Origin of the sequence: Saccharopolyspora hirsuta, from assembly GCF_008630535.1 — a bacterium.
Classification (GTDB): domain Bacteria; phylum Actinomycetota; class Actinomycetes; order Mycobacteriales; family Pseudonocardiaceae; genus Saccharopolyspora; species Saccharopolyspora hirsuta.
On record NZ_VWPH01000018.1, the window covers coordinates 140,867 to 154,555 of the forward strand.

Sequence of the window (13,689 nt, forward strand, 5' to 3'; positions counted from 1 at the left end):
ACCGCGATCAGCTGGTTCGCGCGCGCTTCACCAGGTCTCGCACGAGTTCCACCACCTCGTCGGGCAAGATGTACGCGGTGTCGAAGAGCCCGGCGATCTCCTCGTGCGGGCGGTCGTAGAACGGCTGGGCCTCGAAGATCCGGCCGCCGTCGAGGTGCACCGCCGCCCCGCGCGACCGGACCAGGTCGACCTGCGCGCGCAGCTGGTCCCACTCCGGCAGCAATCCGCCGAGATCCCGCTGCGGCAGCTCCCACACCACCGCTGCCAGCGGTTCACCGATCGCGGCCAGATCAGCCTCGCCCAGCAGTTCATTCCGGTCGCCGACCCGGAGGAACAGCAGGCCGTGCACCGCGTTGTAGCCCTGCAGATCCCAGTTGTCCAGGTGCAGGTGCGGATGCCCGGCCAAGGTCCACCGCCCCCGCCGCTCGGCGTGCACCCGCAACGCCACCTGCTGGGCCATCGCACCGGTCGGGAAGAACAGCGCGGCCGGAGCACCCAGCAGTTCGGCGATCCGGGCCTCCAGCCGGGCCACCGGTTCCTCCGGCGAGGTGTCCGGACCGACCAGATCGGCCCACTGCCGCAACAGGTCGTGCGGCTTGCGCCGAAGCGAGGAGTGCAGGGCCAGCGAGCGCCGAATCACCGGAGCGTCCATGACTCCGAACCCTGCCAGCGATCACCGACGAACACCGCTGGGACGCGGATTCCGCGATCGACAATCGGAAAACAAAGAAGCCCAGGCCTTGTGACCTGGGCTTTGCGCTCCTCCGACTGGACTCGAACCAGTAACCCTTCGGTTAACAGCCGAATGCTCTGCCAATTGAGCTACGGAGGAATGTTCTTTTGTTTCGTCAGCTCGTCTCGCTGACATGGACTACTCTAGCGCATCCTCCGCGGGCCTTTCACCGGGGGGCCCATTAATTGATCCACGGGGTGTTTTCGCAGGTCAGAGTCGGTGTGCGACCACGAAGAGGCGGCGGAACGGGAACCAGGTCACACCATCGGGGCGTTGCGGGTACGCCTCCGCCAGACGGGGTGCCAGTTGGGCGCGGAACTCCGTCCACTCTTCGTCGCTCAGCGCTGCTCGGACCGGGCGGAGCGCCGTGCCCGTCACCCACTCCAGGATCGGGTCCTGGCCGTGCAGGGCGTGGACGTAGGTCGTCTCCCAGGCGTCGACCGCGACGCCGAGATCGGCGAGGGCGTCGGCGTAGCCGACCGGGGTGAGCACCGAGTCCGTGCGCAGGACTCCCGCTCGGTCGCGCCAGCGCGGTTCGGCGAGCAGTTCGCGGATCGCCACGTAGGACGGCGATTCGAAGTTGCCCGGGACCTGGAAGGCGAACCACGCGCCCTTCGGCAGCTCCGGCATCCAGCGCTGCAGCAGCTCCACGTGCTCGGGCACCCACTGCAGGACCGCGTTGCACAGCACGACATCGGTGTCCGGCAACGGTTTCCAGTCTCGGACGTCCTCGAGGCGCGCGGGGACTCCGCGGGCTCGCGCCGCTTCGACCATCTCCGGGGACGAATCGGTGGCCTCGACCTCCGCCTCCGGCCAGCGGTCGGTGAGCAGCGACGTCAGGTTGCCCGCGCCGCAGCCGAGGTCGACCACGCGGCGCGCCCGCTCAGCTCCGACCCGGGTCACCAGATCGTGGGCCGGGCGGTCCCGCTGCTCGCTGAAGGACAGGTACTTCTGCGGATCCCACATGCCGCACCTCCTAGCAGTACGCTCGTACTGTATTCCTGGAGGCGCGCAGTTGTCGAGCGTCAGCGCTCTTTCGCCCGGTGCAGCTGCTCGGCGACGGTGGCGGCGAACTCCGCGACCGCCGCCTCGTCCGCGCCCTGGTCCGGCCGCACCTGGAGCACGATCCCGTCCCGGCCGGGCACCTTGCGCTGCACGAACCAGGCTCCCCCGCCGGGCAGGTCGCGGTGGTGGCGGGAGCGGATGGACTGGTTCACGCGCTCGTGCACGACGTCCGGCAGGCGCCTGGGCTCGGTCAGCTGCAGCCGACGCCCCGGCTGGTCGCGCAGCAGCACGGCGCCACCCGCATCGCCGGACTCCTCCGCCTCGATCACGGTGAGCACGCCGTCCTTCCAGGTGGCCTTGCTCAGCAGGTGCCAGCCGACGCGGCGCCCCTCCGGCAGCCACAGGCCCAGGTGGGTGGCGACGAGAGAACCCTCGGCGGTCTTCGCCACCGCGAGCACGTGCTCGTCCGCGGCGAGCTCGCCGGTGAAGTCGGCGGGCAGCTCGGCCGTGCCGCTCAAGCGGGCGGCCAGGCGTCGCAGCCAGGCGATCACATCGTCCCCATAAGCTGCTCGAGCAGGGCCTTCCGGTAGCCCTCCAGCGCGATCATGTCGCCGAACAGCGCGTTGTACTCCTCGGCGTCCTCCAGCGGCGACATCCGCTGCACCTTCGACTTGATGTCCGCGATCTGCCTGCTGACCAGGCGCTCCTGCAGCCGGACGACCAGCCCGGAGATGTAGCGCGGGCCCTCCTCGGTCCGCGATTCCAGCTGCTCCACCGCCAGTTCGGTGAGCAGCCCCCGCGTGACCTGGTTCTCGCACTGCTGCGACACCGCGTCCACCAGCGCCGCCCCGCTCAGGCCGGAGGTGGAACCGCCCGCGGCAAGCATCGCGCGGTGCAGCTCGGCGTAAACCGGCTCGGTGAACGCCTCCTCGGGCAGGGCGTCGTACATCGGCCCGGCCAGCGCGGGTTCCTGCAGGGCCGCCTTCAGCAGCTCGCGCTCCACCCACCGCGGGTCGTGGCGCTGCGGGCGCTTGGGCAGGTCGACGTCCATGCCGAGCGACTGCTGCGCCTTGTCGCGCTGCGGGCGGCGCTTGGTGCGCTGCGGGGCTCCCGAGCTCTGCCGGACCCGGCGCACCACCTGGTTCTCGTCGTTCCAGCCCGCCCACCAGGCGAGCCGGGCCGCGTAGCCGTCCCGGCTGGCCGGGTCCTTGATCTGCGCGACCAGCGGCACGGTGCGCTTCAGCGCCGCGACCCGGCCGTCCACCGAGTCCAGGTCGTACTCGGTCAGCAGGCTGCGGATGGCGAACTCGAACAGCGGCCGCCGCCGGGCCACCAGGTCGCGCACCGCCGCGTCGCCCTTCGCCTCGCGCAGCTCGCACGGGTCCATGCCGTCCGGGGTGATCGCCACGTAGGTCTGCCCGGCGAACTGCTGCTCGCCGTCGAAGGCCTTCAGCGCCGCCTTCTGCCCCGCCTCGTCGCCGTCGAAGGTGAAGATGACCTCGCCGCGGAACGCGTCGTCGTCCATCATCAACCGGCGCAGCACCGAGATGTGCTCGTCGCCGAAGGCCGTGCCGCAGGAGGCCACCGCCGTCGGCACACCGGCCAGGTGCATCGCCATCACGTCGGTGTAGCCCTCGACCACCACCGCCTGGCGGCGCTTGGCGATCTCCCGCTTGGCCAGGTCGATGCCGAACAGCACCTGCGACTTGTTGAAGATCGGCGTCGCCGAGGTGTTGACGTACTTGGCCTGGATCGGGTCGTCGTCGAACAGCCGACGGGCGCCGAACCCGACCACGTCACCGCCGAGGTCCTTCAGCGGCCACAGCAGCCGCCGGTGGAACCGGTCGATCGGGCCGCGGCGGCCTTCCTTCGACAGCCCGCACTTGATCAGCTCGTCGATCTCGAAACCCTTGCCCAGCAACAGCTTCGTCAGCTTGTCCCAGCCCGCGGGCGCGAAGCCGCAGCCGAAGCGCTGGGCCGCCGCCTCGTCGAAACCGCGCTCGGACAGGTACTCGCGGGCCTTCAGCGCCTCCGGAGAGCGCAGCTGCTCGGCGTAGAACTCGGCGGCGATGCGGTGCGCCTCGACCATCCGCGCCCGCGTGCCGCGGTCGCGCTTCGGCCCCGGGGTGCCGCCCTCGTACTGCAGCTGGATGCCGACCCGGTCGGCCAGCCGCTCGACCGATTCCACGAAGCCGAGGTGCTCGATCTTCATCAGGAAGGCAATGACGTCGCCGCCCTCGCCGCAGCCGAAGCAGTGGAAGGTGCCGTGGCTGGGGCGCACGTTGAACGACGGGGTCTTCTCGTCGTGGAACGGGCACAGGCCCTTCTGCGCGCCGCCCCCGGCGTTGCGCAGGGCGACGTATTCGCCGACCACGTCGTCGATCCGGTTGCGATCGCGCACCTCGGCGATGTCGCTCTCCCGGATCCTGCCTGCCACGCGGACCAGTCTAGGGGCAATGTGATCGTCACCGTCCGGGTGGCTCTCCGTTGCACGTGGTTCGCCGAGCCCCGTGCGGCAGAATCGGCGGCGTGACCGCCAGCAGCACCGCGCTCGCCGCGGAATTCGACCAGCACCGGAACCGGTTGATCGGCCTCGGCTACCGGCTCACCGGTCGGATCGCCGACGCCGAGGACGCCGTCCAGGACGCCTGGCTGCGGCTGGCGTCGGTCGACCGCGCGGGCATCCGCGACCTGGGGGCCTGGCTGACCACCGTGGTGAGCCGGTTGTGCCTGGACCGGATGCGCTCGGCGGCGGTGCAGCGCGAGCAGTACGTCGGCCCGTGGCTGCCGGAACCGCTGGTGACCTCGCTCGACGACGACCCGGGCGACATCGTGGCCGGTCAGGACGACCTGCGGATGGCCGCGCTGCGCGTGCTGCACGAGCTGCCGCCCGACCAGCGGCTGGCCTTCGTCCTGCACGACGGCTTCGACGTGCCGTTCGCCGAGATCGCCGAGGTGCTCGGCTGTAGCGTCGTCGCCGCCCGGCAGCACGCCTCGCGGGCGCGGCGGGCGATGGCCGAGGCCGACCCGCCGCCGCGGGTGCCGCTGCCCGAGCAGCAGCAGGTGGTGGAGGAGTTCCTCGCGGCGGTGGCGTCGAAGGACATCGACGCGGTCACCCGCGCGCTGCACCCCGCAGTCGTCGTGTACGGCGACAGCGGCGGCAAGGCCCGCACCGCACGGCGCCCGGTCGTGGGCATCGACAAGGTGGCGCGGTTCATCGTCGGGCTCGTGCAGAAGTACGACGACGCGCTGCTGGACGACCTCCGCATGGTGCAGGTCAACGGCGACCTCGGCGTCTTCCTGCCCGGCACCGCCGAGGTCGCACCCCGCGTGTTCACCCTGGCGATCCGCGACGGCCGGCCGGCGGCGCTCTTCGACGTGGTCAACCCGGACAAGCTCACCCGCGTCCCGCGGTGAACCGCGGTCAGCTCGGGTCGGTGATCCGGGCGAGGAAGTAGAGGGCGCCGGTGGTCTGGTGGCGGACCAGGAACAGGAAGGGGCGGTCCACCTCGACGCGGATCGGGTCCGGTTCGCGGACGATCGCCGTCAGCCGCATCATCACCGCCGTCGCCGCCGCGCCCTCCAGACCCTTCTCGTCGACCTCCAGCACCGACTGGTGCAGGACCGCCGAGACCCGCAGCGACCGGTCGGTCAGCGGGGAGAAGTCCGCGGCCGGGGTGAACAGGTCGTGGACGCCGAGGGCGCCCAGCGGCGCGGTCAGCTCGGCATCACCGGTGACGTCGAACTTCGGCAGGAGCAGCTCCACCCGCTCCTGCTTCACCGCACCCAGGAGCCTGCTCAGGCGCGCCGCGTCGAGACCGGGCTCGGCCTGCTCCAGGCCGTCGTCCGGGAGCAGCACCACCGCCTCGACTCCCCCGGCTGCGGGCAGGCTGACCACCTGCCAGCCGTCCGCCGCGGCGTAGCCGAAACGCCGCGTGACGTGCATCGTCGGCACCTCGCGGGAGCCCGCCGGGGCGTGGAAGGTGCGCGCGGTGGTGGCCTTCTCGTCGAACGCCTCGCGCCACGAAACCTTCAGGTAGAGCGCGTTGACCAGCGCGGCGACCGTGTCCGTGCGCACCGAGCCCGCGGGAAGCAGCTCCGGGATCAGGTCCCGGGTGGTCTCCGCGACGTCGGTGTTGATCAGCTGCCGGGACTTCTCCGGGTCGGTGCGGAACGGCGCGTTGCGCACCTCGCTGCCCGGCCAGTCCTTCAGCGCGCGCAGGTAGGACTCCTCGATGTGCAGGTCCTCGTGCGCCCACAGCGTGTTGGCCACCGCCAGCACCGGTGGTTCGGCGGCACCGCCCTGGGCCAGCTCGGCCGCGCCGCCGAGCACGTCGAGCAGCGCGGTCGGCTCCGACCGCAGGGCTGTGACCAGCTCGTTCCGGGTTCGGCCGCCGGTCGCGCTGGCGGCCAGGCCGAGCGCGCTGGACACCGAGTACGGCGACCAGCAGAACTGCTCGTCCGGCGACGGGGCGAGCTGGCGGTGCAGGGACAGGCTGAAGTCGAGGTGTTCGCTCACGGCCGCTGGGCTCCGTTTCCGCGTCGGCTGACTCCGGGCTGATCCCGAGTCTGCCAGCCGACCGGGAGACTTGGCCGTCTCCGAACCACAGTTTCAACTGAAACCGTGGTCGGGTCTCCGAAGCCCTCCGGGGTGTCCCGGTGCGATTTCAATGAGCCTTTTTCATCCTGCCCGTGGACCGCAGCTGCGAAGGGCGACCGGCACCGATCGGCGAGGGTCGCATGCGCCGCCAGGCGCATAGCCCACCCTCGCAGCTTGCACCGCCGCGGGTTCTCAGCGTTCGCCTGGCGAGGACGGCCCAACTGCCGTGTATTGGCATACATAAAGTTGGGCACCCGCAGTCCAGGCGGGCGCTGAGGTTCCGCCACCGGCACCGCCACGCAGAACGAGGCTGGAAAAACCTCAATGGAAATCGGACGTCCGATTTCCATTGAAATCGCGGGCGACCGCCGCGCGGGGCGCGGTCAGCGGAGGGATTCCTCGATGTCGGAGAGGCCCATCAGGCGGAGCTCCTGGGCGATGAAGCTGGCCGCGCGCTGGGCGGCGGGGTCCTGCCAGTGCAGGTCGTTGACCCAGTCGGCCAGGTTGTCGGTGTTGACGTACGGCTCGCCGCCGACGACGAGCTTCTGGATGTAGTGCCGGTTGCGCATCGGGGTCTCCTCGCGACCCGGCGGTTTCGGGGACCGGGCCGCTGGCGTGTTCGGGGGTCGGGTGCCACCGGCGGTCGGGACCCGCCGGCCAACACTCTGCGTAAGCATCGCGGAGAATCCCAGATCAACTCGCCCCTTTCGGATGAACGTCACACGGATTCAGCCACGTTCCGTACATGCTTTCGATGCCAGCGCAATGCCTGCGCATCGGTCAGCGACGCCACCTGGTCCAGCACCACCCGCAGCCGCGCGGCATCGTCCCCGGCCCGCCGCCAGACCGCCGCCATCGCCGGGTCCAGCGACTCCGGGGCCCGCTCGGCCAGCGCGCCCACCAGCTCCGCCAGCATCGCCCGCTGCCGCTCCTGCATCCGCAACCGCTGCGGATCGCTCATCACGTACCGCAGCGCGACCGCCTTGAGCACCGCGACCTCGGCCACCACCGGCTCGGGAACGACCAGGTCAGCGCGGTACCGGGTGAGCGGCCCCGGTCCGAAACGCTCCAGCGTGCCGGTCACCGCGGCGGCCACGAAGCGCCCCACCAGCTCGCTGGTGAGCCGCTTGAGCGCCACCTGCGCGGTGAAGGTGCCGTCGTAGTCCAGCACCGCCGCCACCACCGGCCACCGCACCAGCTCCGCCGCGGCGTGCTCCAGCAGCCCCGAGGTGTCGCCGGAACCATCACCGCTGAAGTACTTCGCGGCCATCCGGACGATCTCCGCGCGCTCGTCGCCGCTGGTCAGCGAGCGCAGCGAGATCCGCCCGGACAGCACCCCGTCCTCGACGTCGTGCACCGAGTACGCCACGTCGTCGGCCCAGTCCATCACCTGGGCCTCCAGGCAGCGGCGCTGCGGCGGCGCGTCCTGCCGGAACCAGTCGAAGACCGCCACGTCGTCCGGGTACACCCCGAACTTGGCCTCGCCGGGCCGCTTCGGCCACGGGTACTTGGTGGCCGCGTCCAGGCACGCCCGGGTCAGGTTCAGCCCGCGGCCGACCTCACCGGATTCGGCCAACTTCGGTTCCAGCCGGGTGAGGATCCGCAGGGTCTGCGCGTTGCCCTCGAAGCCGCCGCAGGTCCCGGCCAGGTCGTTGAGCGCGCGCTCGCCGTTGTGCCCGAAGGGCGGGTGGCCGATGTCGTGCGCGAGCCCAGCCGTGTCGACGAGGTCCGGATCGGCGCCCAGCGCCGCGGCGATGCCCCGCCCGATCTGCGCGACCTCCAGCGAGTGCGTCAGCCGGGTGCGCGGCACGTCGCCCTCCTCCGGGCCGACCACCTGCGTCTTGCCCGCCAGCCGCCGCAGCGCCGCCGAGTGCAGCACGCGCGCCCGGTCGCGGGCGAACGGCGAGCGGTCGTCCGAGCGCGCACCCTCGGGCACGGCGAGCTTCGGCGGCTCGGGGAGCAGCCGTTGCAGGTCGTGCGCGTGATAGCCGGGCGTGGTCTCCATCGCGCTTCAGACTACGGCCGGAACCCGACACAACGCCGCAGCCCGCAGGCGTTTCGCGCCGGTGCCCACCGGGTGGGCGTCAGCCCAGGCCGTCGCCCTTGAGCTCGGCCGGGGCGTGGGTCAGGCGGTAGTAGAGCAGGGCGCCCGTCTCGCGGACGATGTACTTGAACTGGAACTCTCGGGTCTGCACGACCGGGCCCGAGCGGGCTGGCGAGGTGTAGGACTCCAGCCCGAAGTCGTTGGCCATCGTGCGGGCGCGCAGCGAGTGCCACGGGTCGCTGACGATCAGGGCGCTGTCCCAGCCGCGGTCCGCGGCCAGGTCCGCCACCGCCTTCATGCTGCCCAGGGTGTCCTCGCCGACGTCGACCTCGACGATGCGGTCGGCGGGCACCCCGTTCCCGGTCAGCCACTTCTTGCCCGCCTGGGCCTCGGTGTAGGCGTCACCGGACTGCCGCCCGCCGACGGTGACGACATACTCCGTCAACCCCGCCCGGTACAGCTTCAACGCCTGGTTGAGCCGCGCTTCCAGCACGTCGGAGGGCTTGCCGTGGTACTGCGCGGCACCGAGCACGACCGCGATGTCCACCGGGCGCCGGTCGTCGGTCCGCGCCACCTGCCACACCCGGAACGCGGTGCCGCCGACGACCAGCGCGGCCACCAGCAGCGCGCCGACCACGACCCGGGTCAGCATCCGCCCGGAACGGGGCCGGTGGGCGGCGCGGTGGGGGCTCACGCTGGCACAACCTCGCAGGACCTCGGGTCCGGGCCCGCGGGGCGGGCCCGGACGTTCGGCATCTCCGCTCGGGACTCCCCGAGCGGGGTGGAACCGCTTCAGCAGCCGATGAGGCGGACTGCCAGGTACTCCTCCAGCTTGTCGATCGCCACCCGCTCCTGGCTCATGGTGTCGCGCTCGCGAACCGTGACCGCGTGGTCGGACAGCGTGTCGAAGTCGACCGTCACGCAGAACGGGGTGCCGATCTCGTCCTGGCGGCGGTAGCGGCGGCCGATCGCACCGGCGTCGTCGAAGTCGACGTTCCAGTTGCGGCGCAGCGTCGCGGCGATGTCGCGGGCCTTCGGCGACAGCTCGGCGTTGCGGGACAGCGGCAGCACCGCCACCTTCACCGGGGCCAGCCTGCGGTCCAGCTTCAGCACCACGCGCTTGTCCACGCCGCCCTTGGCGTTGGGCGCCTCGTCCTCGTGGTAGGCGTCGATCAGGAACGCCATCATCGGACGGCCCACCCCGGCCGCCGGCTCGATCACGTACGGCCGGTAGCGGGAGTTGCTGGCCTGGTCGAAGTAGGACAGGTCCACCCCGGAGTGGTTGGAGTGGGTGGTCAGGTCGAAGTCGGTGCGGTTAGCGATGCCCTCGAGCTCACCCCACTCCTGGCCGCCGAAGCGGAACCGGTACTCGATGTCCACGGTGCGCTTGGAGTAGTGCGACAGCTTCTCCTTCGGGTGCTCGTACTCCCGCAGGTTGTCGCTGCTGATGCCCAGGTCGGTGTACCAGGCCATGCGCTGGTCGATCCAGTACTGGTGCCACTGCTCGTCCTCGCCCGGCTCGACGAAGAACTCCATCTCCATCTGCTCGAACTCGCGGGTCCGGAAGATGAAGTTGCCCGGGGTGATCTCGTTGCGGAACGACTTGCCGATCTGCCCGATGCCGAACGGCGGCTTCTTGCGCGCCGTGGTCATCACGTTGGCGAAGTTGACGAAGATGCCCTGCGCGGTCTCGGGGCGCAGGTAGTGCATCCCCTCCTCGCTCTCGACCGGCCCCAGGAAGGTCTTGAGCATCATGTTGAACTCGCGCGGCTCGGTGTACTGGCCGCGGGTGCCGCAGTTCGGGCACGGGACGTCGGACAGGTCGTCCTCGGCGATCTCCTTGCCGGTGCGCTCGGAGTACTCCTCGGCGAGCTGGTCGGCGCGGAAGCGGTGGTGGCAGGACGTGCACTCCACCAGCGGGTCGTGGAACGCGGTGACGTGCCCGGAGGCCTCCCAGACCGGGCGGGGCAGGATCACCGAGGAGTCCAGGCCCACGACGTCGTCGCGGCCCTGCACCATCGACTTCCACCACTGGCGCTTGATGTTGTCCTTGAGCTCGACGCCCAGCGGACCGTAGTCCCAGGCCGACCTGGTACCGCCGTAGATCTCACCGGACGGGTAGACGAAACCACGGCGCTTGCAGAGATTGACGATCGTGTCGATCTGGTCGGCGGGCACGTTAACTCCGGAAATCGTTCGCTGAATGAGTCGAACCAGCTGGTCGGGCTGGAGTTTCCCAGCGTACCGATCCCGGCGCGGCGCGCGTTCGCCCGGGCCGTGGTGTCTTTGCGATCGTCCTTCCGGGGGTTACCCGTAGGATGGGTGCGTGGAGCGTCACTGCGCGATGGCACCGCAGCTCGACGGCCCCGCGCCCCGACGCCTCGGAGAGGAAGCGATGCCCGCGATCAGCCCGGATGCCGAGCCGGCCCAGCCGACTGCGGGGCCCGGCCTGGACCGCCCCGAGGACCACGTGCACTCCCCGGACCGGGCGGCGCGCCCGGCTCCGCTGCGGGATCAGCAGGTCCTGGTGGAGGCCGGTGAGCTGCTGCGGGCCCTGGCCGCCCCGGTGCGGATCGCGATCGTCCTGCAGCTGCGGACCTCCGAGCGCTGCGTGCACGAGCTGGTCGACGCGCTCGGCGTCGCCCAGCCGCTGATCAGCCAGCACCTGCGGGTGCTGAAGTCGGCCGGGGTGGTGCACGGCGAGCGGCACGGGCGCGAGGTCGTCTACCGGCTCGTCGACGAGCACTTGGCGCACATCGTGGTGGACGCCGCCGCGCACGCGGAGGAGACCTCCGCTGCCCGGGCGCGCGGAACGGCGCGCTCCATCGAACCCGACGGCGGACAGGAGACGGAGACAGCGTGACCACCGGTGAAGGCCCCGCGGTCGGGGTACCGGGACTGCGGGCCACCAAGCAGCGAGCGGCGGTGTCGAACCTGCTCGACCAGATCGACGACTTCCGCTCGGCGCAGGAGCTGCACGAGGAGCTGCGGCGGCAGGGCGAGGGAATCGGCCTGACCACGGTCTACCGAACCCTGCAGACCCTGGCCGACGCAGGCGAGGTCGACGTGCTGCGCAACCCGTCGGGCGAGGCCGTGTACCGGCGGTGCTCCAGCCACCACCACCATCACCTGGTGTGCCGCCACTGCGGCCGCACCGTCGAGGTGGCCGACCCCCCGGTGGAGAACTGGGCGGAGCGCATCGGCCAGGAGCACGGCTTCACCGACGTCAGCCACACGGTCGAGATCATCGGCACCTGCCCCGACTGCACCGGCTGAGGATCACGGGCCGTCCCGCGTGCCGGTAGCGCCCGCGGCGTCAGTACTCGTAGGTGTCCTGGGGGGCTGGGATGGTGCGGAGGTCCAGGACGTCCACCGTGGGGACGTAGTCGTTGGCCTCCGTGGCCGTGCCCGGGCGGAGGCGGGCCGTCACCTCGATCCAGGTGTCCGCCGGGAGTTCGGTCGCTCCCGGGGCACCCGCCAGGTCGATCTTCACCGGTGCCGCGTCGGCCGCGCAGCAGGTGATGCGCATGCGCGCGAGCTGGGTGGTCTCCGGCGTCGGGTGCACGACGAAGCCCTGGAGGCGGATCGCCCGGCCGTCGAGCGCGCCGCTGTCGTCCCAGACCACGCGGGTGATGAACTCCGAGGTGCTCAGCAGCGGCGCCCGGTCCGGGGGCAGCTCCGGGAACAGCGATTCCTTCGGGGCCTGCGGGGCCGCGACGCGGTCGCGGGTGACCGAGTCCGAGCCCAGGGCGGGCGGGGCCACCAGGAAGATCGCGAACACCGGCAGCAGCAACAGCCACGGGCTGCGCGAGCCGTGGTCGTGGTGCGCGGCTCCGCTCGCGCGGATGTCGCGGATGATGGCGAACGCCGCGAGCCCGACCATGACCAGCCCGGACAGCAGCAGCCACGGGAACAGCGACGGCTTGACGTAGCGCAGGTAGCTGCCGCCCAGCGCGATCTTGAGCAGGGCACCGCCGAGCAGCAGCAACAGCAGGTTCTGGGTCTCCCGGCGCATCACGAACCTCCCAGCAGCACGGCCCCGACCGCGACGGCGCAGGCGATCGCGACCACGAACGTCACCGGGGCGAAGCGGGCCGCGAACCCGCGCCCGAACGCCCCCGACTGCAGCGCGATCAGCTTCAGGTCCACCGCCGGGCCCACGACCAGGAACACCAGCTTGGGGATCAGCGGCAGCCCCGGCATCGAGGCCACCACGAACGCATCGGCCTCGCTGCACAGCGCCAGCACCACCGCGAGCACGGCCATCACCAGCACGCCGAGCACGAGCTGACCGCCCAGCGACTCCAGCCACTCGGTGGGCACGAGGACGTTGAACACCGCCGACGTCAGTCCGCCGAGGACCAGGAAGCCACCGGCCTCCACCAGGTCGTGCCGCGCGGACTCGGCGAACACGACCCAGCGGCTACCGCCCTGCCGGGCTTCGATGCGGCGCAGCGCGCGCTCGGCGAGCCACTCGGTCCGGCCCAGCCTGGCCCACAGCCAGCCCATCGCGCAGGCCGTCAGCAGCGAGCCGAGGAACCTGGCCAGCACCATCCGGGGCTCGCCGGGGAAGGCGACCGCGGTGGACACCAGGACGATCGGGTTGATCGCCGGTGCGGCCAGCAGGAACGCCAGCGCGGCGGCGGGCGCGACGCCCTGCTGCATCAACCGGCGCGCCACCGGCACCGACGCGCACTCGCACCCCGGCAGCGCGAGACCGGCAGCACCCGCGACCGGCACCGCCGCCCCGGCGTTGGCGGGCAGCACCCGGCGCAGCGCGTCCGGCGGCACGAACGCCGCGATCAGCCCGCTGACCAGCACGCCGAGCACCAGGAACGGCATGGCCTGCACGCACACCGCGACGAACACGGTCGATCCGGTGCGCAGCGCGGGGACGTCCAGCAGCGCGGTCAGCTGCGACTGGAACAGCGCAGCGAGCACGAGCAGGACGCAGAGCACCTCCATCGAGGTGATCACGGGGCGCCGCGTGCGCGGCGGATCGGCGATCTCGGTCACCCGGACATCGTGCCAGTTCGAACTGATAATCGTTCGCACTAGTGCGCAACCCCATCGCCCGCGCACCCGGCGCGGCCGGATCGACCCTGATCAACCGGGGTGCTGACGGCCGGGACCGACACACCCGCACGTCCCCCGGAGGGGTTGGTCGACCGCGATTTCAATGAGCCTTTTTCATCTTGTTTCGTGTTGGAGGGTGAGGATGGCTTGGGCGAGGGTGCTGACTTGGTGTGGGCAGCAGCGGACGCGGTCGAGGACGTGCCAGTTTTTGAGGGTGGCGAAGCCGCGTTC

General features: G+C 71.2%; 14 protein-coding genes and 1 tRNA gene. 3 read left to right on the plus strand and 12 right to left on the minus strand.

Annotated elements, in window-relative coordinates:
• Nucleotides 1–7: 7 nt before the first annotated feature.
• From F1721_RS31390 to dnaG, 5 genes are all read right to left on the minus strand, one after another.
• The gene (locus tag F1721_RS31390) at nt 8–652 is read right to left on the minus strand and encodes a beta-eliminating lyase-related protein (RefSeq protein ID WP_150070448.1); all 645 of its coding nucleotides are present in this window, start codon (nt 650–652) and stop codon (nt 8–10) included.
• A gap of 107 nt (nt 653–759) precedes the next feature.
• Nucleotides 760–832 (minus strand) — tRNA-Asn (locus F1721_RS31395).
• A gap of 111 nt (nt 833–943) precedes the next feature.
• Nucleotides 944–1,699, minus strand: a complete 756-nt coding sequence (locus F1721_RS31400; protein ID WP_150070449.1) for a trans-aconitate 2-methyltransferase — start codon at nt 1,697–1,699, stop codon at nt 944–946.
• Between the two features lie 59 nt (nt 1,700–1,758).
• Nucleotides 1,759–2,289, minus strand: coding sequence for a hypothetical protein (locus F1721_RS31405; RefSeq protein WP_150070450.1), 531 nt, complete (start codon nt 2,287–2,289; stop codon nt 1,759–1,761).
• Nucleotides 2,286–4,175, minus strand: coding sequence for a DNA primase (gene dnaG / locus F1721_RS31410; protein WP_150070451.1), 1,890 nt, complete (start codon nt 4,173–4,175; stop codon nt 2,286–2,288). The genes F1721_RS31405 and dnaG overlap by 4 nt, the downstream gene beginning before the upstream one ends.
• A gap of 92 nt (nt 4,176–4,267) precedes the next feature.
• Between dnaG and F1721_RS31415 the strand changes: the two genes are divergently transcribed.
• Nucleotides 4,268–5,155, plus strand: coding sequence for a sigma-70 family RNA polymerase sigma factor (locus F1721_RS31415; RefSeq protein ID WP_150070452.1), 888 nt, complete (start codon nt 4,268–4,270; stop codon nt 5,153–5,155).
• A gap of 7 nt (nt 5,156–5,162) precedes the next feature.
• On the opposite strand, the gene F1721_RS31420 is transcribed toward F1721_RS31415, so the two are convergent.
• The 5 genes from F1721_RS31420 to F1721_RS31440 all read right to left on the minus strand — a co-directional run bounded on the left by F1721_RS31420 (nt 5,163) and on the right by F1721_RS31440 (nt 10,560).
• Complete coding sequence (locus F1721_RS31420; RefSeq protein ID WP_150070453.1) at nt 5,163–6,257, minus strand: serpin family protein; 1,095 nt, start codon at nt 6,255–6,257, stop codon at nt 5,163–5,165.
• 464 nt (nt 6,258–6,721) lie between these two features.
• The gene (locus F1721_RS31425) at nt 6,722–6,907 is read right to left on the minus strand and encodes a hypothetical protein (RefSeq protein WP_150070454.1); all 186 of its coding nucleotides are present in this window, start codon (nt 6,905–6,907) and stop codon (nt 6,722–6,724) included.
• Between the two features lie 149 nt (nt 6,908–7,056).
• A complete protein-coding gene (locus F1721_RS31430) occupies nt 7,057–8,343 on the minus strand; it encodes a deoxyguanosinetriphosphate triphosphohydrolase (RefSeq protein WP_150070455.1) in 1,287 nt (428 codons plus the stop codon).
• Between the two features lie 79 nt (nt 8,344–8,422).
• Nucleotides 8,423–9,034 (minus strand): YdcF family protein, encoded by a 612-nt coding sequence (locus F1721_RS31435; RefSeq protein WP_150070475.1) that lies wholly within the window; start codon nt 9,032–9,034, stop codon nt 8,423–8,425.
• A gap of 140 nt (nt 9,035–9,174) precedes the next feature.
• Nucleotides 9,175–10,560, minus strand: coding sequence for a glycine--tRNA ligase (locus tag F1721_RS31440; RefSeq protein ID WP_150070456.1), 1,386 nt, complete (start codon nt 10,558–10,560; stop codon nt 9,175–9,177).
• Nucleotides 10,561–10,777: 217 nt separating this feature from the next.
• Here F1721_RS31440 and F1721_RS31445 point away from each other — a divergent pair, with 217 nt between their 5' ends.
• The gene (locus tag F1721_RS31445; protein ID WP_150070476.1) at nt 10,778–11,245 is read left to right on the plus strand and encodes an ArsR/SmtB family transcription factor; all 468 of its coding nucleotides are present in this window, start codon (nt 10,778–10,780) and stop codon (nt 11,243–11,245) included.
• Nucleotides 11,242–11,658: a Fur family transcriptional regulator gene (locus tag F1721_RS31450; protein ID WP_150070457.1), complete on the plus strand. Its 417-nt coding sequence runs from the start codon at nt 11,242–11,244 to the stop codon at nt 11,656–11,658. Before F1721_RS31445 ends, F1721_RS31450 begins: the two co-directional genes overlap by 4 nt.
• Nucleotides 11,659–11,698: 40 nt before the next feature.
• Here the strand turns inward: F1721_RS31450 and F1721_RS31455 are convergent, their stop codons facing one another.
• Together F1721_RS31455 and F1721_RS31460 are read right to left on the minus strand one after the other, a co-directional pair.
• On the minus strand, nt 11,699–12,397 hold the full coding sequence (locus F1721_RS31455) for a TIGR03943 family putative permease subunit (RefSeq protein WP_150070458.1): 699 nt from the start codon (nt 12,395–12,397) through the stop codon (nt 11,699–11,701).
• On the minus strand, nt 12,397–13,347 hold the full coding sequence (locus F1721_RS31460) for a permease (protein WP_150070477.1): 951 nt from the start codon (nt 13,345–13,347) through the stop codon (nt 12,397–12,399). Before F1721_RS31460 ends, F1721_RS31455 begins: the two co-directional genes overlap by 1 nt.
• Nucleotides 13,348–13,689: the final 342 nt, after the last annotated feature.

Excerpts from the sequence above, each read along its gene's own strand:
- F1721_RS31390 (WP_150070448.1), bottom strand. The coding sequence starts at position 652 with ATGGACGCTCCGGTGATTCGGCGCTCGCTGGCCCTGCACTCCTCGCTT.
- F1721_RS31400 (WP_150070449.1), bottom strand. The coding sequence starts at position 1,699 with ATGTGGGATCCGCAGAAGTACCTGTCCTTCAGCGAGCAGCGGGACCGC.
- F1721_RS31425 (WP_150070454.1), bottom strand. The coding sequence starts at position 6,907 with ATGCGCAACCGGCACTACATCCAGAAGCTCGTCGTCGGCGGCGAGCCG.
- F1721_RS31430 (WP_150070455.1), bottom strand. The coding sequence starts at position 8,343 with ATGGAGACCACGCCCGGCTATCACGCGCACGACCTGCAACGGCTGCTC.
- F1721_RS31435 (WP_150070475.1), bottom strand. The coding sequence starts at position 9,034 with ATGCTGACCCGGGTCGTGGTCGGCGCGCTGCTGGTGGCCGCGCTGGTC.
- F1721_RS31445 (WP_150070476.1), top strand. The coding sequence starts at position 10,778 with ATGCCCGCGATCAGCCCGGATGCCGAGCCGGCCCAGCCGACTGCGGGG.
- F1721_RS31455 (WP_150070458.1), bottom strand. The coding sequence starts at position 12,397 with ATGCGCCGGGAGACCCAGAACCTGCTGTTGCTGCTGCTCGGCGGTGCC.
- F1721_RS31460 (WP_150070477.1), bottom strand. The coding sequence starts at position 13,347 with ATGGAGGTGCTCTGCGTCCTGCTCGTGCTCGCTGCGCTGTTCCAGTCG.